Annotated in this window: 13 protein-coding genes; 6 read left to right on the plus strand and 7 right to left on the minus strand. The window is 55.8% G+C overall.

The features are described from left to right. Window positions 1-533 precede the first annotated feature (533 nt). The 5 genes from RBB77_RS06960 (at window position 534) to RBB77_RS06980 (ending at window position 8,466) form a co-directional block, all read left to right on the plus strand. Complete coding sequence (locus RBB77_RS06960; protein ID WP_353065897.1) at window positions 534-1,361, plus strand: sugar phosphate isomerase/epimerase family protein; 828 nt, start codon at window positions 534-536, stop codon at window positions 1,359-1,361. A gap of 313 nt (window positions 1,362-1,674) precedes the next feature. After that, window positions 1,675-2,352: a TetR/AcrR family transcriptional regulator gene (locus RBB77_RS06965; protein ID WP_353065899.1), complete on the plus strand. Its 678-nt coding sequence runs from the start codon at window positions 1,675-1,677 to the stop codon at window positions 2,350-2,352. A gap of 141 nt (window positions 2,353-2,493) precedes the next feature. Next, complete coding sequence (locus tag RBB77_RS06970) at window positions 2,494-5,673, plus strand: efflux RND transporter permease subunit (protein ID WP_353065901.1); 3,180 nt, start codon at window positions 2,494-2,496, stop codon at window positions 5,671-5,673. A gap of 61 nt (window positions 5,674-5,734) precedes the next feature. Then, window positions 5,735-7,030 carry an efflux RND transporter periplasmic adaptor subunit gene (locus tag RBB77_RS06975; RefSeq protein ID WP_353065903.1) on the plus strand — a complete coding sequence of 432 codons (1,296 nt, stop codon included), beginning with the start codon at window positions 5,735-5,737 and terminating at the stop codon, window positions 7,028-7,030. Continuing rightward, window positions 7,027-8,466 carry an efflux transporter outer membrane subunit gene (locus RBB77_RS06980; protein WP_353065905.1) on the plus strand — a complete coding sequence of 480 codons (1,440 nt, stop codon included), beginning with the start codon at window positions 7,027-7,029 and terminating at the stop codon, window positions 8,464-8,466. Before RBB77_RS06975 ends, RBB77_RS06980 begins: the two co-directional genes overlap by 4 nt. A gap of 149 nt (window positions 8,467-8,615) precedes the next feature. Here RBB77_RS06980 and RBB77_RS06985 read toward each other — a convergent pair whose 3' ends face one another. After that, on the minus strand, window positions 8,616-9,650 hold the full coding sequence (locus RBB77_RS06985) for a glycosyl hydrolase family 18 protein (protein WP_353065907.1): 1,035 nt from the start codon (window positions 9,648-9,650) through the stop codon (window positions 8,616-8,618). Between the two features lie 39 nt (window positions 9,651-9,689). Next, entirely contained in the window at window positions 9,690-12,038 is a 2,349-nt protein-coding gene (locus RBB77_RS06990; protein WP_353065909.1) for a GH92 family glycosyl hydrolase, read from the minus strand. A gap of 213 nt (window positions 12,039-12,251) precedes the next feature. Between RBB77_RS06990 and RBB77_RS06995 the strand changes: the two genes are divergently transcribed. Beyond that, on the plus strand, window positions 12,252-13,700 hold the full coding sequence (locus RBB77_RS06995) for a glycoside hydrolase family 125 protein (RefSeq protein ID WP_353065911.1): 1,449 nt from the start codon (window positions 12,252-12,254) through the stop codon (window positions 13,698-13,700). Window positions 13,701-13,738: 38 nt separating this feature from the next. On the opposite strand, the gene argE is transcribed toward RBB77_RS06995, so the two are convergent. The 5 genes from argE to hutH are packed head-to-tail and all read right to left on the minus strand — an operon-like array spanning window position 13,739 to window position 20,685. Next, the gene (gene argE, locus RBB77_RS07000) at window positions 13,739-14,878 is read right to left on the minus strand and encodes an acetylornithine deacetylase (RefSeq protein ID WP_353065913.1); all 1,140 of its coding nucleotides are present in this window, start codon (window positions 14,876-14,878) and stop codon (window positions 13,739-13,741) included. After that, entirely contained in the window at window positions 14,875-16,281 is a 1,407-nt protein-coding gene (locus tag RBB77_RS07005) for a formimidoylglutamate deiminase (RefSeq protein ID WP_353065915.1), read from the minus strand. The genes argE and RBB77_RS07005 overlap by 4 nt, the downstream gene beginning before the upstream one ends. Beyond that, entirely contained in the window at window positions 16,278-17,501 is a 1,224-nt protein-coding gene (gene hutI, locus RBB77_RS07010) for an imidazolonepropionase (protein ID WP_353065918.1), read from the minus strand. The genes RBB77_RS07005 and hutI overlap by 4 nt, the downstream gene beginning before the upstream one ends. Then, complete coding sequence (hutU, locus tag RBB77_RS07015; protein ID WP_353065920.1) at window positions 17,498-19,177, minus strand: urocanate hydratase; 1,680 nt, start codon at window positions 19,175-19,177, stop codon at window positions 17,498-17,500. Before hutU ends, hutI begins: the two co-directional genes overlap by 4 nt. Next, entirely contained in the window at window positions 19,174-20,685 is a 1,512-nt protein-coding gene (gene hutH / locus RBB77_RS07020) for a histidine ammonia-lyase (RefSeq protein ID WP_353065922.1), read from the minus strand. Before hutH ends, hutU begins: the two co-directional genes overlap by 4 nt. Window positions 20,686-20,844: the final 159 nt, after the last annotated feature.

Below are 20,844 nucleotides of genomic sequence, written 5' to 3' on the forward strand. Positions count from 1 at the left end.
CATTGGCTATAAAAAACTTTCATCAGGTGGCACTGGTGTTCTCTCCCGCGCCTGCATAACTTCGATGACAGGACTCTAGCAGGCTTCTGATTGTTCTAAAGCCTGTAGATTGCAGTTCCATTTGGAGAAAATATACATAGCCAGTGACGATGATCTGTTCCAGTAAGAACCGTTAGACCTCGCCGGCGAAACGAGATGTCTTCGGTAACCTTAACTCGCGGCCGGGACCTCAGGGTGGACTCGGAGGGTCGGCCGTCGTTCTTTCGTACCTCGATCTGCCAGTAGTCTCGGGAACGATACCCGAAAATCAAATATTGATGTACCGTGGTCCTTGCTGGCCGTACACGCAGCCGAACTGCGCTGCGAATCGAACAAAGTAGGTTATGGGACAGCTCAACAGCGAACGAGCTAGGCCAACCGTACTTCTTTCAGAAAAAAGGATCCCGATGACTCGTCACACACGTAGAAATTTTATCCAATCTGCCACCGCCGCAGCGGTCTATAGCTCCTCGCTCCTTCGCTGTGATCGATTGATGGCATCGCCCTTTGGTCTGCCGATCGGCCTTCAGCTCTACTCCGTTCGCGAGATGATGGCGAAGGATTACGAGGGAACACTCAAACAGATCGGCGCCCTCGGCTATCAGGAAGTTGAGGCGGCGGGCTACTTTGACCACTCGTCAGAACAAGTCAAAAGTGCGATGTCGGCTGCGGGCCTGAAATGCGTTAGCGCCCACTACCCCTACACGAGTCTCAGAAAGGACTTCGACAAGATCGTCGCTTTCAACAAAGAGATTGGCGTGCAGTACATCATCTGCGCCTTCCCGGGGATTAAAGACCCATCACGGCTGAAAGACATGTCGTATCAAACACAGATCACCTCCTTCACCCTTGACGACTATCGCTGGAACGCCGATCAATTCAACAAGTTCGGCGAAAAACTGAAGGCCGCCGGCATGAAGTTCGGTTATCACAACCACACGATGGAGTTTGCGAAACAGGATGGGGTTGTCCCATTCGACGAGATGGTTCGCCTGACCGATCCCGAACTCGTCACTTTCGAAATGGACTGCGGATGGGTCATCGTTGGTGGCGCCAATCCAGTGGATTATCTCCACCGTTATCCTTCTCGGATCTCAATGCTTCACGTCAAAGATTTCAAACACGCAGAGAAGCCAGCATCCGCACTCGAACCGCCTCCCGCTGCTGAGCTGGGGCGAGGAACACTCGATTACCGCCCGGTTTTCGAGGCGGCGAAGAAAGCAAACATCAAGCACTACTTTGTTGAGCAGGAGGAATTTGACCTCCCGCCAATGGAATCTCTCAAGATCGACGCTGACTACATGAAAAAGCTGACCGTCTAGGCATCCATGACGACCAACTCGGTGACCGCTCCCTGCGGGGCGGCGCCGTTAGGCGGCAGTCTCCATTCGTTCTTTTTGCGACGAAAATGGGGACAGCCCTGGAGTTTTTGTCTGCGATAGACACCACATATACCAGCCTTTCGGCCAGCCGATTCTCAAAGACAAACGAAATAGCCCTGTTTCTATACTGAACGTATAGTTTATAATTGCCGTAACATTGTGAGTCTCGAATCGGTGAATTTGAATCGAAGATGCACATGGGCTTGGCACATCTGGAATTTGTGCCCTGCGAATTTCCTACGAGAAAACAAGCATGGGGCAACTTCAAGACCTCGAATACGCGGATGAGCCAAAGAAGCGCGGCCGACATCGCAGTCTCGAGGCAAAGACGGCCATCCTGAAAGCAACGCTTCAGCTGTTGGAACGCGAGTCACTGCGCAAAGTGACAGCTGAGGCTATCGCAAGACGGGCTGGGGTTAGCAAGGCCACGATCTATAAGTGGTGGCCCAACAAGAGCATGGTGGCCCTCGATGCCTACCTGGCTGGCACAACGGAACGGGTAGCGGTACCGGATACCGGATCTGCGGAAGAAGATTTTACAGAGCAATTGAAGTCTTTAACCGCGTTCTACACGTCTACGCTAGGAAGACTTTTTTGTCAGTTTATTGCGGAAGGACAGAGTGATCCGGCATTTCTCGCCTCGTTTCGAGAACGATTCCTCTACGCGCGAAGAGACGCTGCGAAGATCATGTGGCGGCGAGGCGTGGAACGTGGCGAGATTCGGAGCACTATCGACGGAGACGTCGTTCTCGACATGATTTATGGACCAATCATCTTTCGGCTGCTCGCCGGCCACGGCTCCTTGAATGACTCGGAGTCCGAGGCAATCGTAGAGGCCGTATTCGGCGGTCTGAGGCGATCGGACTATCAGAAACCCGCGAAAAAGAAGAAGACAGGGCATTCCGCAAAACGCCCTAAAGCGCATCTTTAGAGTCCTGCATCGCTTGGCCGCATCAGATTTCTAAACGCTCGGTTCTGTGTATGGTGTCAGCCGGCTGGTTTGTATTAGCAACTCTCGTGGAGCCAAGCCTGCAACCGGCGACACGAGAAAGTACCGTCTCAAGGAGCTTTGATGTGGATCGTTCGTCTCGCGCTTAGGAGACCTTACACTTTTGTCGTCTTGTCGCTGCTGTTGTTTATTATTGGGCCCGTAGTCATGCTGCGCACGCCGGTCGATATCTTTCCGAACATCGATATTCCGGTCGTATCCGTCGTATGGAACTACGCGGGCCTGTCGCCTGAGCAGCTGAGCGATAGAATTGTGCTGCCCTTCGAACGAAACCTGACGACTGTAGTCAACGACATCGAACACACCGAATCCCAAACACTGAGTGGCGTCTCTGTCGTAAAAATCTTCTTCCGTCCGTCGGTAAATATCTCGCAGGCCGTGGCGCAGGTCACCGCCATTTCACAGACAGCGCTTCGGCAGTATCCGCAAGGCACAACGCCGCCTCTGGTCATCCAATACAGCGCCTCAAGCGTACCCATCTTGCAACTTGGGTTGTCTGGCCGTGGCCTCAGTGAACAACAGCTGTACGACTTCGGAACCAACTTCATCCGCACACAACTGGCCACGGTTCAGGGCGCCTCCATGCCCTTCCCCTATGGAGGCAAGCAGCGCCAGGTGCAGGTAGATATCGATACGCAAAAACTGCAAGCCTATGGGCTCTCTGCTTCGGATATCGTAAACACCATCTCTACACAGAACATCATCTTGCCCGCCGGCGATATGAAGATGGGACATATCGATTACCAGATCGAAACAAACAGTGCACCAAGCTCCATCGCTGCTCTCAATAATCTGCCGATAAAGACGGTAAATGGCGCTACTATTTACATCCGTGATGTAGGTAATGTTCGCGACGGGTTTCCACCTCAGACCAACATCGTGCGTGTAGACGGACAGCGCGCCTCGTTGATGACGATGCAAAAAACGGGGAACGCCTCAACGTTACAAATTATCTCCGACACGCGAGCTCAGCTTCCGCTGATAGCAGCTCAGTTGCCCCCAGCTCTAAAAATACAGCCGATCGCCGACCAGTCAGTTTTTGTTCGTGGTGCCATCAGCGGCGTCGTTCGCGAAGCCCTTATCGCCGCATGTCTCACAGCTGCGATGATCCTGATATTTCTCGGCAGCTGGCGTTCCACCATTATTATCGCCGTCTCCATCCCGTTGTCGGTGATCTGTTCGTTGCTGATGCTCGCCGCCCTTGGCGAAACAATCAACATTATGACTCTCGGTGGACTGGCGCTGGCGGTAGGTATTCTCGTCGACGACGCAACCGTCGAAATCGAGAACATTAATCGAAATCTCGAAGAGGGCAAAGAGGTCGAACAAGCGATTCTCGACGGAGCCGCTCAGATCGCAGTTCCAGCTTTCGTCTCGACGATTTCGATATGCATCGTCTTCGTTCCCATGTTCTTCCTGGGCGGAGTGGCGCGATATCTGTTTGTTCCGCTAGCCGAGGCAGTGGTATTCGCAATGCTCGCGTCCTACTTTCTCTCGCGAACCATCGTTCCAACGATGGCAAAATATCTGCTTAAGCCGCATGAGGAGTCGCATTCGACCCACGTCAGCCGCAACCCTTTGGTTCGCTTTCAACTTGCCTTCGAGCGCTACTTCGAAAAACTGCGCAACTGGTATCACGGTTTATTGAGCTTCTGTCTCGAGTATCGGGTTGCATTTCTTCTCTCGATCGCGGCTTTCTGGATCGGCTCTCTCGTGCTTCTCTATCCGTGGCTGGGGCAGGACTTTTTCCCGTCGGTCGACGGAGGGCAGTTCAAACTGCACGTTCGTGCGCACACGGGCACTCGTATCGAAGACACCGCGAAGCTATGCGACCAGATCGAAGACGTGATCCGTCGGGAGATCCCCGCCGCCGAACTAACCTCGGTCATCGATAACATCGGCATCCCGTACTCCGGCTTAAATCTCTCTTACTCGAACTCAGCTCCCGTCGGCACCGCCGATGCAGACATCCTGGTCTCGCTTGACGAAAAACATCATCCGACAGCCGAATACACTCATAAACTGCGTGACAAGCTCACGCAGCAGTTTCCCGGTACAGAGTTCTACTACCTGCCGACCGACATGGTCAGCCAGATCCTGAACTTCGGTCTGCCGGCCCAGATTGACATTCAGGTAGTCGGCCAGCAGGTCGTCCAAAATCGCGCTGTGGCCGAACAGATGATGCAGCAGATCAGCCGTATCCCCGGAACGACCGACCTGCGAATTCAACAGCCGTTCAATCTGCCAATATGGACCATTGATGTCGACCGCACCCGCGCGCAGCAGGTCGGCTACAGCCAGCGAGACGTCGCGAATAGTGTGCTTACGAGTCTTAGCGGCAGCTTCCAGACCAATCCAACGTTTTATCTCAATCCTCAAAATCATGTCAGCTATAACGTCGCTGTACAGACCCCACAATACGACGTGCTGAATCTGCAGCAACTTGAAAACTTTCCAATTGCGACAAACGGCTCGACACAGCAACCTCAGATTCTCGGAAACCTTGCCTCAATTCGAAGAGGGACCGAACAAGGCACTGTAAGCCACTACAACGCGCGGCCGGTAATTGACATCTATGGCGCGGTCGAAGGAACAGACCTCGCAAGCGTCTCAACAAAAGTTGAGCAGCTGGTCAAAGACAGCAAGGGCAAGTTACCTCGGGGAACAGAAGTCTATGTTCGCGGACAAATCCAGACGATGCATACCTCCTTTACTGGATTGGTCTTCGGGCTGCTCTTCTCGATCGTCTTGGTCTATGCGCTGATCGTGGTGAACTTCCAGAGCTGGCTTGATCCGTTCATCATCATCGCGGCGCTCCCTGGTGCTCTGGCTGGAATCGTATGGCTGCTGTTTCTAACCGGCACCCACATCAGCGTCCCTGCGCTCACTGGCGCAATCATGTGCGTTGGCGTCGCGACAGCAAACTCGATTCTCGTAGTCAGCTTCGCAAAAGAGCAGATGGATCTTGGGCTGAGCCCTCTGGACGCCGCTCTATCCGCTGGTTTCACGCGGTTCCGCCCCGTCATTATGACGGCACTTGCAATGATCATCGGCATGGTACCAATGGCACTCGGGCTAGGAGACGGAGGCGAACAAAATGCGCCGCTTGGCCGAGCCGTCATTGGCGGACTCTTGCTGGCGACCTTTGGAACGCTAACCTTCGTTCCTGTCTTCTTTTCGTTTATGCATCGAAATGATCCCCCCGTCGCGGAAGATATCGAAGACACGCAAGAGACGATATGAGTGAACCGGGATCATTCAACCTACTGAACACCGCGCCAATAGCGCATTTGGAGAGATGGCAATGAACGCCGATGACCAGAAGATACAAGGGATTAACAGAGACGGAAGCGCAGCCGAAGAGCGAGCGCCGGCCAGCGATGCTCAGCAGACGAAACAGGAGACGCCAACTGTCTCGCGCGGGTCGGTACTCTCTCTTGTCGCGATCCTGCTGGTTGTAGCCATCGTCGTTGCGGTCTTCGGAATCATCGCACGTAAGCATGCAAGCGCTGAGCTGACGACGTACACCAAAAACACCTCAGCCCCTCCAGTGACTCTGGAGCAGCCCGTCATGCAGCATGGTGGTCGCGAGATCGTGCTTCCCGGCAATATGCAGGCCTTCACCCTCGCGCCGATCTACGCACGTACAACCGGCTATGTAAAGGCTTGGTATCACGACATCGGAACGCCCGTGCACAAGGGTGAGTTGCTTGCGGTAGTTGAAACTCCGGAGTTGGATCAGGAGCTCGCCTCTGCGAAGGCAGACCTCGCTACGGCAAAGAGCAATGCCAGCATCGCAAAGGTAACCTCCGATCGCTACGGCGACCTCATAGGCCGCAACGCTGTCTCTCAACAAGACACAGACACGGCAGCCCAGGCATTGGAGGCGAGAAACACTCAGGTAGCTTCGGCTGCGGCGAACGTTCAGCGATTGGAAGAACTAGTCTCCTTCGAACGCATCATAGCCCCCTTTGATGGCGTGATTACCGCACGCAATCTAGACATCGGACAACTCATCACGGCGACAGGAAGCACCTCGACTTCCGGCGGCGCAATCTCAGGAAACAAGGAGATCTTCGATATCTCTGCGGTACGCACGCTCCGCGTATTTATCAACGTGCCGCAGATTTATTCGCCGGATGCAAAAAACGGAATCATCGCGAAGCTGACCCTGCCGCAGTACCCAGGTCGCACCTTTGAAGGCAAACTGGTGCGTTCGTCAGACGCAGTTGATCCCGCGACGCGAACGCTGCTCGCTGAAGTAGATGTGGACAACCGGTCAGGCGAACTGTTGCCGGGAAGTTATACGGAGGTGCATCTCAACGTTTCCAGCGCAGCGCCTGTCCTGATCGTTCCGGCGAGCGCATTGATCTTGGAACCAGACGGATTGCGCGTCGCGACCGTCGACACAAATCATCACGTTCATATGGCGCGGATAACGCCGGGCCGTGACTACGGTACGACTGTCGAAGTTTTAGCTGGTCTCAAGCCTGGAGACTACATCATTGGCAACCCACCCGATTCGCTGACCGACGGAGAGGAAGTTCGCGTCGTCAACCCCAACAGCAATCAGAATCAGGCTGCGGAGGGCAAACGATGAAGGTCCGCAATCTGTTAGTCCCTGGTGCGCTGCTCGGCGCGATGGCGATAAGCGGTTGCAAAGTTGGGCCAAACTATAAGGTCCCAACCATGCCGGCCCCTCCCGCTTTCTCGGACGAAGGCCACAACGGCGACTGGGCCTCCGCGAAGCCTGCCGATGGAGTCGACCGCGGAATTTGGTGGGCAGTCTATCAGGACAACGAACTAAACAATCTTGAGCAACGATGCGCGACTGCGAACCAGAACATCGCCGCCGCTCTCCAGGCATACGATCAGGCTCACGATCTTGTTCGAGAAAATCGTTCTGCGCTCTATCCGACGGTATCGCTAGGCGCCGGCGCATCACGCAATCGAATCTCGAATAACGCACCTCTGAGACTAGCAAATACGGCCCAATCTTATTGGGATTTTCTCATTCCGCTGAGCATCTCTTGGGAGCCGGACCTGTGGGGAGGAATACGCAGGCAGATCGAATCGAGCGCAGCAAGCGCACAAGCTACTTCTGCCGATCTCGCCAACACTCAGCTCAGCCTCCAGGGACTCCTCGCTGTCACTTTCTTCCAGATTCGCGGAATTGATCTTCAATTGCAGCTTCTGCGATCAACGATCGATGCCTATACCGAGGCCCTTCAGCTCACAGAGGACAGGCTAACAGGCGGCCTCAGCTCGGACAGCGATGTCCAGCAGGCAAAGGCACAACTGGAAGAGACCAGGGCGCAGCTCATCGATCTCGGCGTTCAGCGCGAACAGTTCGAACACGCAATCGCTGTTCTCGTAGGAGAACCCGCGATTGGCTTTCACATCGCAGAGCACCCGGTCGTCGGCGATCCCCCTAGCATCCCCACCGGCGTCCCATCGGAGCTGCTGCAGCGCCGCCCGGACATTGCGGCTGCCGAGCGTCGCGTTGCATCCGCGAATGCTCTCATTGGAGTCGCGAAGTCTGCCTACTATCCCACCGTCTTTCTCGGCGCAGGAGGCGGCGTACAAAGCTCCACCATCAGCAATCTCTTTAACTCAACCAGCACGCAATGGAACGCCGGTCCATCGGTCAATGAGATTCTCTTCGATGCGGGTCGCAGAAGAGCCCAGATGGACTTAGCAATTGCGCAGCGAGAGCAAGCCACGGCTCTTTATCGCGAGCAGGTGCTTTCCGCATTTCGCGATGTAGAGGATCAACTCTCGGCTTTGAGAGTGTTGGAACAAGAGGCATCGGTGCAGGACAAAGCCGTAGATGCAGCGAAAAAGAGTACAGAGCTCTCAACGCTTCGCTACAAGCGCGGACTCGCCCCTTACCTCGAAGTGCTCACAAATCAGACCATCGAGTTGACAGATGAAAGAGCCGCCGCATCTTTGGTTGCTCGGCGGATCGTAGCAAGCACCCAGTTGCAGATGGCCCTCGGAGGAGGCTGGAACTCCATTCAACTCCCCACAAACTAGAGCCGCAATCACCAAGCCGCATCGTCAATGTAATCGATTTTGTTTCGACGAAGAGAACAACATCAATCTCCTCGTCGGAAGAAAATCTAGAAGATCGCGGACACGAACAGGGAAGTGTCGGCAGTAGTTAACCGATACCGAACTCATTGTTATCGCCGCTCTGGCAGGACACTCCAAATAGCATTGTCTTCCTGACCGAGAACCCACGCACAAATACCCTGTAGATGCTGTTCCTTCGCCAGATTGTAGCGATCGGAAAATCCGCGCTTTTCAGTGTAAAAGATCCACTCGCGCATCTGGTCCCGATAAAAGAAGAAATAAGCCGAGTGATCCACGGGATCCCACTGTTCATGGCCGTCGTAGGTATCACGGAGTGTCTGTACGTCGGCCGCGCTAATGTAATCCGCCGTGATGTTAGGTTTCTGTTCCTTCTCGTTCAGCCCCGGATCACCCGCATACCAGTGATAGCCATAGAGTGCGATACCGAGCGACAACTTCTCCCTCGGTACTACCTTCAGCGCATAGTCAAGGTTCTCATTGGTCCACACCCATCCCCCAACTGGCCCAGGTGTAGTCCATCGCGTGTGTTGGTCATAAGTCATCAGGCAGATCAGATCGACGGAGTCACTAAGCGCCTTTAGGTCGAACACTCCACGCCAGTCCGCGAAGATCCATTTGCTGAACGCGCTATGCCCCGGGTGCCCGGGGGCGTTGGGAACTACCGCAATCTGCAGTTGCAGGTGTTCCCCGTGCATGGCATCTGCGATGCGTTTTACAGTTGCCGACAGAGCATCACGGTCGGTCCACAAAATATTCTCGAAATCAAGCTGGAAGCCATCATAGCCATTCTGCTTGCACTCAGAGATCAACGATGCGATCAATGCCGTCTGTGCCTTATCGCTCGTCAGCAACGAGTGGACGCCGGTCTTATCGAAGATAGCGATGATGGGAAACGAAGCGATGTGCCGCTGCTTCACAACGCGCATAACAGCTGGATCTGGCTCGCCGTACACCAGTCCATTCGAATCCACCCCGTACCACGTTGGGACGATGATATCGACCTTGGTCTGATGCTCCATGAAATCGCGAACCGAATCCGGATGATCAGTCATGTAGAACAGCGTCTTGGGCTGTGCCAAAACCGTTGGCACAATAAAAAGAAGGCAGAGCAGAAGTTTCGTCATCAAGGCCTCATCAAATGGGCTGGAACAAGATTGATAAAATTAAGCGCTCTCAAGCGTCAGAGATGGCGGCACATCTGCTGGTTGGGATCCAAACGCGAGATTCGGCTTGTCCCCCATCTCGAAGACGATGCGTGCCCCGTTCACAATATCCAGATGATTGAACCAGGATTTTGTATACGGTTTCCCATTGAAGGTCACGGACTGAATGTATTGATCTGTCGGCGAATGGCGACGCGCCACAATCTCAAGCTGCTTGCCCTTGCCCAGTTGCACACTCACTTGATCGAACAACGGCGTGCCGAAGACATAGTTGCCGCTCACCGGGTCAACAGAATAAAAGCCCAGGGAACTTAGAATGTACCAGGATGACATCTGGCCCACATCTTCGTTGCCCTGCAATCCATCCGGAAGCGCGGCATACATCTTCTCCATCAGCATACGCACCCGTGCCTGTGTCTTGTGCGGCTGGCCAGCATACGAATAAAGATAGGCGATATGATGCGATGGCTCATTACCGTGCGCATACTGGCCCACTAGGCCCGCAATATCCGGCGGAGCATCTGCAGGCAGTGTCGAAGGTTGATCGAACAACTCATCGAGCTTCTCGAGAAACTGCTTCTGTCCTCCGAGTATTTCAATCAACCCTGCCGCATCATGCTGAATCCCGAACGTAGTCTGCCATGAGTTCGACTCAGTAAAGTCGCGCCACTTCTTCGTCGTTCCCATCTCGATCGGATCGAAGGGCCCAGCCCATTCCCCATTCGCCAGCTTAGGCCGCGCAAAGTTTATTGAGCGGTCGTAGTAGTTGCGATAGTTGCGCGAGCGCTCAACCAGCATCGTCGCGTCATCTGCATGGCCAAGCTTCTTCGCGACGTGCGCAATTGACCAGTCATCATAGCAATACTCGAACGTCTTGCTGACTGACTCCTCTTCGAGATCGCACGGGATGTAGCCTTTCGAACGGTAATAACCCAGACCGCGATAGTCATCCACCATCGCACGTTTCATCATCACCTTATAAGCGCGTTCATAATCCACACCTGGGATGCCTTTATTGCAAGCCTCAGCGATCACAGCGGCTGAGTGATAGCCCGTCATCGTCCCGGTCTCACAGCCCTGCAGCGGCCAAACCGGCATTCCGGCGGGACTTTCTTCCGCCATGCGGATCAAAGCATTTGCAAAGTCCGGCACCCGATCCGTCGCGATCAGCGTATACAGAGGATGAGCGGCGCGATAGGTATCCCACAGCGAAAACGCGGTATAGTTCCGCTGGCCGTTCTGTAGTTGATGGATTTGTTTATCCATCCCGCGATAGCTCCCGTCGGCATCATCGAACAGCGAAGGTCCAACGCAAGCGTGATATAGCGCCGCATAAAAAATTTTCTGATGCGTCTCATGCTCCGTCTTGATCCTGATGCGAGAGAGTTGTTGATTCCACTTCTCGCGTGCGTCGCGGCGAACTTTTTCGAAGTCCCATCCCGGAAGCTCTACTTTCAGATTGTTCGCAGCTGACTTAGCGCTCACTCCGGAGATCCCAGTCTTCACCAAAACCACCGGATCCTTCGCCGTATCGAAAAACAGAACGCACTTCAGTGATTTACCCGTCAGCGGCTGTGTCCCCGCCGGAACTTCAACCCCCTCCCGATAAAAGACAACCCGAGTCGGCTGCTGAGAAAACTTCATCGTGAAGTAGATCTGCCGCCCATCACCCCAGGCCTTCGTGGTGCGCCCCCCAGCCAGCGTATCCGGTGCGGTGCGCTCAAGCGAAGACGTGACCACGGCCGATTGCCCGTTATAGGCGTAACTGTGTTCAAGGTCGACAATAATATGACCAGACTTCGGAGCATCCGCCCCAACCGGAAAACTGTAACGATGCAATCCCGTGCGCTCCGTCGCAGTCAGCTCAGCGCGAACCCCATAATCCTTCAGCAGCACAGAATAGAAGCCAGGCTCGGCATGCTCGTCCGCATGGTCAAACCGCGACCTATAGCCCTCGTCAGGATTACTCCGTGGACCGGGCACAATCTTCGACTCACCGGTCCCGGGCATCACAAGAAAATCGAGCAGATCCCCGCAACCCGTGCCGCTCAGATGGGTGTGGCTAAAGCCCATAATCGAGGTGTCTGAGATGTGATAACCCGAGCACCAGTCCCATTGATCGTTGAAGGTGTCCGGACTGAGTTGAACCGCACCGAATGGCACCGTGGCTCCCGGAAACGTATGCCCATGCCCACCGGTCCCGATTCTGATATCAACCAGCGACGCCGCATCGAACGTGGTACTCGTGGCTTTGGAACCGGGAATGATTTTGCCGAATGCGCTTGTCTCCGTCGCACTAACCGCACAGGCAGCCGAGACGCCGCCGAGGAATGTTCTTCTTGAAATCACTGAAGCTCCGTGGATACTGAATCACAAACACAAAAGGTGGAAGTTGCTCAGACGGTATCTGCCTTCGCAACAGTGTATTGACGTAGACTAAACCGAATCGAACGTAATGATCAAAATATTGACGAATTATCGATCAAAAAGTCATCCTCGTGAAATATTAGATCTCACGGTATCTTCGATCACCTATATTATCCAAGAATCAGTCGATCAAAAATGACATATAAAGAAATCAGCCGCCGCGAGATGCTGCGAGTGACAGCAGGAGCCGCAGCCTCCCTCACCCTACGGCCTTCGACAGCTTTGGCCACCACTGCGCCACCTGCTTTCACCTCCAAACGCCCTGCCACTCAGGACAGAAAATTTCGCAGCACAGCCGTTGAAGCCTACCTTACAAACGTAAGCAGCAAAATCGGCGGCCCCGAACTGGCGTGGCTCTTTCAAAACTGCTACCCAAACACGCTGGATACCACCATCGAGTTCGGCTCGTTCGAAGGCAAACCAGACACGGCAGTCATCACAGGCGATATTCCCGCGATGTGGCTGCGCGACTCTTCCGCTCAGGTGTGGCCCTATCTCCCGCTGGCTGCCAAAGACGTGGCACTCCGCCGAATGCTCGAAGGCGTCATTCGTCGCCAAGCGAGGTGCATCCTCATCGACCCATACGCAAACGCCTTCATGGCCGACCTCGACGCACCTCCGCTCGAGTGGAGCAGGACCGACGCGACCGACATGAAGCGCGGCGTAGGCGAGCGAAAGTGGGAACTTGACTCGCTCTGCTACCCAATGCGCCTCTCTTACGGGTACTGGCGCGCAACAGGAGATACCTCTCCCTTCGACGAGACCTGGCGCTCCGCGATGACGCTCGCAGTCCAAACTATGCGCGTTCAACAGCGGAAGCAAGGTCTCGGACCCTACCACTTCCAGCGAATCTCAAAGATCGCGACCGAGACATTGCCCTGCAGCGGATACGGCGCTCCGGTGCAGCCTGTAGGTCTCATCGCATCTGGTTTCCGACCGTCAGATGACGCCTGCACCTTCCCGTTCCTCGTCCCATCCAACCTCTTCGCCGTCACAACCCTCGGCTACGTCGCGCAGATGGCCAACGAGATTCTGCACGATTCAGCTCTCGCAAACGAAACCACCGCCTTATCATCTGAGGTAGCCAAGGCGTTGCAAAAACACGCCGTGGCACAAACTCCCCAAGGCACAATCTGGGCTTACGAGGTAGACGGCTACGGTAGCCAGCTCTTGATGGACGATGCCAACATTCCAAGTCTGCTCGCGCTTCCGTACATCCAAAGTTCACCCGATCAGGCTCTCTACGCCCGCACCAGAAGTTTTGTATGGAGCGAACGCAATCCGTGGTTCTTTCAGGGAAGCGCAGGTGAGGGAATCGGTGGCCCTCACGAAGGCAAAGACATGATCTGGCCCATGGCCATCACCACCTACGCACTCACAAGCCAATCGGACAAAGAGATCGCTCACGCCCTCGCCATGCTGAAACATGCCAGCGCCGGATCAGGCTTCATGCACGAGAGCTTCAATCGCGACGACGCCACAAAATTCACGAGAAGCTGGTTCGCCTGGGCAAACTCGTTATTCGGCGAGCTGATAGTAAACGTAGCCACCACACGTCCCGCTTTACTTCAGGCAGTCCCGTAGCTCTTCAGGAATCCACAAGCGGGCTCAACGCTCTGTTTTCAGCCGCAAAGCTCTCCAATGGCCCGGCGCAGCATCGTCACACATGCGTCAAGTTCAGCGATCGGGACACACTCCCGCGGACTATGAGCGGTGAGCATCGATCCCGGCCCAATCACAACAGCCTCAGCTCCCATTCGAGCCAGCCATGGAGCCTCGGTCCCGAAGGCAATCGTCTTGATTTCGGAATCGGATCCCCTCATAACGGAACGAATCACAGCGCTATCGACCCCGGTCTCGAACCCTTCATCCGTCCTCAAGACCTCAACCTGTATTTCAATTCCTTCCTGGCTCTCCTCTGCCTTCATCCGATCAATGATCCCTCGCAACCGCTCAAGAACAACCTCCGGGCGCTGAGTCGGAATGGGCCTCCACTCCAATAAAAAGGAACACTCCGCCGGCACAACATTCTTGGCCGTCCCTCCGTGAACCTCTCCAACATTCAAGGTCGTCCACGGTGGCGAGAAGGCATAGTTCCGATCCTGCACTAGCTCCTGCGCCAGTGCTTCAATCTCTCGCAGCAATCGCGCTGCAGCAAAGATCGCAGATCGCCCAGCCTCAGGGAACGCACTGTGAGCGGCCCTCCCTGTAACCTTGATCGAAGCAAGACAATAGCCTTTGCCCGCCCGTGCAGGAGCGAGTGAGGTAGGTTCTCCAACGATCGCGTATCTCGCGTGAATTGCATCGCACGAAAGAAGGTGCCGCGCTCCCCGGCAACCCACCTCTTCATCCGAGGTAAACACCAGACATAGTCGCTTATTCAGCTCATCCGTCTTAATCCCGGCTACTGCCGCCAGCATACACGCAAGAAAACCTTTCACATCGCAAGCCCCACACCCATGCAGCATCCCATCTTTTTCGTGAAGGTCGGTTGCCTCTATCCACTCCGCGCTAAAAGGAACCGTGTCGGTATGACACACAATCGCAAGTTCCGCCTCGATCCGCCCATCGCTCATCGGTTCCGGCGACACAATAAGGTTCAACTTCTCCACGCCAGCCGCATCCTCATACCGAAACAGTCGATGATGCCACCCAAGCGGTTCAAGTGCCCTCTGAATCCATTCAACGACCGCCCGATTGCTCATGCTGGAGACGCTCGGAATAGCCACCAGCTCCCGAAGCAATGTTCCGGCCAGAATCATAACTCCGTCCCTAACCGCGTCTGCACTCGTCGAAACGCCTCGATGATCTCACCCTCGAGCACATGCCGCCTCTCATCAATGACGACCTTGCCATCGACGACAACATCACAAACAGCCCGCGGGGACATGCTGAAGACCACGTTCGTCAGCAGCTCATCCGGCAGACTTCCCGCGATGGAAGAATCCGACAGGTCCACCGTAAAGAAATCAGCAGCCTTCCCCACCTCCAGCGCACCAGCTTCTACATGAAGCGATCGTGCCCCAGCGCGAGTCGCAAAGTCGAACAGAAGAGCCGGCAAAGCCTCACCCTGCCGGCCATCGAGAACCGCCCGCTGCAGGTGGCGCAGGCGCAGATTAGATTCCAGCTCCCGCGCATTTTCCAGCGCATCCGTCTGCGTGTGGCTATCCGTCCCAAGGGCGATCGACACACCCGCATCAATCAACTCGTCCGCAGCGAGAATCCCGTCCCCAAGATTGCGTTCCGTTGTAGGACAAGCACCCACCGTAATCTTCCCGCGCCCCATCCGCTCGATCTCGCCGTCCTGCAGATGGATCGCATGAATAGCGGTGAAGTCATGCGTCATCAGGCCAAGCTGATCGAGAAACTCAAACGGCGTCGCTTTATACTCAGCGACGCAAGCCTCAATCTCCGCAGGCTGTTCAGCCACATGCATGTGCAAAGGCATCGCATGCGTATGAGCCCAGGCCGAGATAGTCTTCAGATACTCCCGCGGAACTGCCCGCACACTGTGCGGCGCAAGACCAAAGCTCACAGTTGCCGGCATCTTCGCAATCTCATTCCGTAAAGTCTCTGAATCAATCAGGAATCTCTCCGCATCCGGTTCGAGAAAACGTATCTGCCCTGCATCGGGCGGAAGCTCAAAGCCCGCACGAACATACGCACACCGAAGCAGAGCAATCCGTGTCCCTACGCTCTCGGCCGCACGAATCACCTGTTTCGCCAGTAGGTTAGGATCGGCATAAGCTTCACCCTTCGGAGTCCGATGAAGATAGTGAAACTCCCCAACGGTAGTAATCCCCACAAGCGTCATCTCGAGAAACGCCATTCGTGCAACATCGTAGATCTCTTCCGGTGTCAGCGCGAGCGCACAGCGGTACATGATGTTGCGCCACGACCAGAAGTCAGGTCCGCTCCGACGCCTCGACTCCGCCTTACCTCTCAGCGCACGCTGAAACGAGTGCGAATGAATATCAATCATCCCAGGCAACAAAGCGCGACCCGGCAACCGCCGAACATCAGACCCGCCCACGCCTTCTAAATTCTTCATGGACACCACCGGCCCAACGGAAACGATTCTTCCGTCATCCCCCACAACCAATTCATAGTCGTTGCGAAAGCGTCCGTCGACGTAAAGGAGCTCAGGCTGATACGACACACTCATGCAGCCTGCTTTCGCCCGGCAACCCAGACCTCGCGAACCACATTATGTCCGAGCGTGTAAGGAAGGTCCCGCCAATCCGAACTCTCAAGCACAAGCAAATTCGCTTGCATCCCAACCTCCAGCCGCCCCACATTCGACAACCCAAGCGCCGCCGCTGCATTCACCGTCGACGCGCTCAACGCCTCAGGCGCAGTCAGTCCATTCAACCTCACTGCGAGGCCCATTGCTGCCGCAGTAGAAAAGAGCGGACTGGAACCAGGATTCAGATCCGTGCCGAGTGCTACGGCCGCCCCCGCATCGATGAGCGCACGACCCGGCGCAGTCGGAAGACCCAGGTGAAGACTCACTCCCGGAAGGATCGTCGCAATCGTCTTCGATTTCGCGATCAGCTCACACTGCTCCAGCGAGCACACCTCAAGATGATCGACACTCAGCGCTTCCATCTCCAATCCCATCTCCAGCCCACCAACCCGTTGAAACTGCTCCGTATGCAGCTTAATACTCAAGCCCGCGGCCTTCGCGCAACCCAGCACGATCCTCGCGTCCTCAGCGCTCCATGCGTGATGCTCAACGAAAATGTCGACCGTGTGCGCAAGTCCGCGACGAGCAACCTCAGGTATCAGTTCAGCGCAAACCATCTCGCGATAAGCCTCGCGTTCAGCACGCTCTACAGGACAGAGGTGGATCAGCAACGTAGGTACCAACTGACAATGAGTCTGTTGCTGCAGCAAGCGAACCGCCTCCAGCATCCGCAACTCCGCTTCGAGTGTGTAACCGTACCCCGACTTCACCTCGATGGTCGTAGCGCCTGAACGCTGCAGCGCCTGAACACGAGGCAACGCCAGCGCTGCCATCTCCTCACTGCTCTTCTTCGCGGTCTCACGAATCGTATGCCAGATCCCTCCACCTGCTGCGAGAATCTCTTCGTAGGTCGCACCAGCGCTTCGGGCTTCAAAGTCGGCCAGCCGATCACCCGCCCAAATAGCATGAGTGTGAGGGTCAATGAGCCCTGGAACAACCGCACGATTCGCAAGATCGATGACCGACTCAGCATTGCCGCGCCAATCACGCTCGGGTCCAATCCACGAGATCACGCCCGCATCGACAGCAATCGCTGCCTGCTGAATCATCCGCAGTTGCCCCATCGCCGCCCCATGCTTCGGTCCCATGCCAAATGGAGTCACAGCCTGAGAGATTCCAGTCAAAAGCAACTCGCTCATCTCGCCTCGGCGGTGTCCGTTGTCTGAATGCTCGGCATGTCGAGTCCGCGCTCACCTGCAACTCTACGCGCCTTCTCGTATCCCGCATCGGCATGTCGAATCACCCCCATAGCTGGATCATTCGTTAGGCACAGCCGCAACCGCTGCTCCGCCTCTTCACTGCCATCAGCCACAGCGACAAGCCCGGCGTGCTGACTGTATCCCATGCCAACGCCACCCCCATGATGAAAGCTCATCCAACCCGCTCCGCTGGCAATCCCCGTAGCAAAGTTGAGGAGTGCCCAATCCGACACAGCGTCCGAACCATCCAGCATCGCCTCCGTCTCGCGATAAGGACTCGCAACCGAACCCGCATCCAGATGATCGCGACCAATCACAATCGGAGCCTTCAGCCGGCCATCCTGCACCATCTGATTGAACAGCAGACCCGCTTGATCGCGTTCCCTGTAGCCCAACCAGCAGATGCGCGCCGGCAACCCTTGATACGCAACATGCTCTCCAGCCCATGGCAGCCATTGATTCAGCCGTGCATCGTCGGGGAAGAGCTTGAGCAGCGCCGCATCGGTTGCCGCAATATCGGCAGGATCGCCCGAGAGCGCAACCCATCGAAAAGGTCCTCGCCCCTCGCAAAAAGAATCACGAATAAACGCAGGAACAAATCCGGGATAGTCAAAAGCATCGGCCACACCGGCGATTTTGGCCTGCGCACGCAGATTGTTGCCGTAGTCGAAGCAAACTGCGCCACGCCGCTGTAACTCCAGAATTGCCTGGACGTGCTGAGCAATATCCATGCGCACCCGCTCCAGATAGCGCTCCGGTTCACGGCTCCGTTGCGCCGCCAGGTCCTCATCCTCCCTGGCAACCGGCCAGTAGCCATACAGAGGGTCATGCGCGCTCGTTTGATCTGTAACTACATCAGGCACAAAACCGCTCCGCACAATCTGCGGCAGGATCGCAGCAGCATTTCCCAGCAGCCCGATCGAAACAGCGCGGCCCTCTTTGCGTGCCGCCGTCGCTCGCGAAATCGCATCTTCGAGCGAACTCGCTACCTCATCCAGATATCGCGTAGCGATGCGACGCTGAATCCGGCTCTCGTCCACTTCAATACAGATGCTGACACCGCCCGCCAGCTTTACCGCAAGAGGCTGCGCGCCTCCCATGCCACCCAGACCGGCAGTGAGTGTAATCGTCCCTTTGAGAGAGCCGTTGAAGTATTTCTGCGCCGCACCCAGAAAAGTCTCGTACGTTCCTTGAAGAATTCCCTGCGTACCAATGTAGATCCACGAACCCGCAGTCATCTGTCCATACATCATCAACCCAGCACGATCCAGCTTGTCGAACTCGTTCCAGTTCGCCCAGTGCGGCACAAGATTCGAATTGGCGATCAAGACTCGCGGAGCCAGCGGGTGTGTCTCGAGCACTGCCACCGCTTTTCCCGACTGCACCAGCATCGTCTCATGATTCTTCAGCCGATCGAGCGTGTTGACCAGCGTATGGTAAGCCTCCCAGTTGCGAGCCGCCTTCCCGCGCCCACCATAGACAATCAACTCCTCTGGCTTCTCCGCCACCTCCGGATCGAGGTTGTTCATCAACATACGTTTGGCCGCTTCCTGAATCCAGCCTTGCGCCGTACGTGTGTTTCCGCGTGGTGCACGAATCGGGCTATAGGGACTCATGCGTGCGCCACCTCCGGCACATTCAGGGCCGACGCCCATTCGATCTTCGCAAGAAACTCATCTGCATCAGCCATAACTCCGGACAACACGCAATCTCCCTCCCACTCGGGACACGCAACGCGAAATGCACTGCGAGCTGCATCCAGCATAGGCGACACGGAACGATCTCCGCGAAGGTCGAGCGCACGCGTCGCGGTCAGCCATTCAATCGCCAACACCATCCTGCAGTGCGTCACCGATTGCATCAACTTCAAAGCAGCCGTCATTCCCATGCTCACAAAGTCCTCTTGGTTCCCGCTCGTTGGGATCGAACAAGCAGAGGCCGGCGTAGCCAGAACCCGCATCTCGGCGACCAGCGCGGCAGAGGTCACCTGTGCCATCATCAATCCCGACTCAACCCCCGGCTTCGTCGCCAGAAACGCAGGGAGCCCTTCATTGAGACTAGGATTCATCAGCCTCTCTGTCCTGCGCTCCGAAATCCCAGCCAACTGGCACATCGCAATTGCCAACTGGTCCAAGACCAGCGCAAGCGGAGCTCCATGAAAGTTACCGCCCGAAACAAAGTCATCCTCGAGCAGCAAAGGATTGTCCGTCGCACTATTCAACTCAATTGCGAAGACCCTCTCCGCCTGACGCAGCGAGTCCCACACCGCTCCATGCACCTGCGGAACACAGCGCAAACAATAAGCGTCCTGAACGCTCGTACTCGACCGATGCCGCGTCGATCCCGCAAGCAACTCACGAAGCGAAGCCGCACTATGAACCTGCCCCGGATGCGGACGTGCCGCATGAAGCCGTTCATCGTACGCCGCCGACGTGCCACGCAACGCCTGCAGAGTCAGAGCCGCCGCAATCTGCGCTGACTGAAACAACTCATTGAGATCATGTAGCTGTAAACATCCGATCGCCAGCATCGCCTGCGTCCCGTTCAGCAGCGAGATCCCTTCCTTCGCCTGAAGCTTCAACGGCTCCAGCCCAACACGCTGCAGGCACTCCGCAGCCGCCCCCCGCTCCCCCGACAGAAATGCCTCACCCTCGCCAATCAACACCAGCGCCATATGCGCAAGCGGCGCCAGATCCCCACTCGCGCCAACGCTGCCACGCATCGGCACAACCGGAGTAATGCCCGAGTTAAGCAGGTCGCACAGCCTCTCCGCAACTACGGGCCGAATCCCCGACAATCCCATCGCAAGAATGTTTGCCCTGATCAGCATCATCGCCCGAACAACGTCCGCAGGCAGCGGCTCCCCCACGCCACAGCAGTGCGAACGCACCAGATTCAACTGCATCTGCTCAATCCCATCCGCCTCGAGCCGCACATTCGCCAGCAGCCCAACACCCGTGTTCAGCGCATAGACTGCGGTCTCGCCACGAAGCGCCTCTTCCACCTTGCCGCGCGAGATCTTCATCCGCCCCAAAGCACTCCCCGCAATCGAGGCAGACTCGCCCCCTCGTGCAACTCGAACAACTTCATCAATCGTCAACGATCTTCCATTCAGTTCAACCATAATCAGCAAGGATAGAGGAGCACGACGAGGCAAGCCATGCGAAACAATCGGAAAACAACGCAATAATCAGTTGAAGCGTTGAAATCCCCGTCATTATTCAGATGAAAACATCAAGCTAAAAACGTATTACACTTGATACCTCGGTAGCGTCATGCACCT

The sequence above is a fragment of the Tunturibacter psychrotolerans genome, assembly GCF_040359615.1.
GTDB lineage: Bacteria > Acidobacteriota > Terriglobia > Terriglobales > Acidobacteriaceae > Edaphobacter > Edaphobacter psychrotolerans.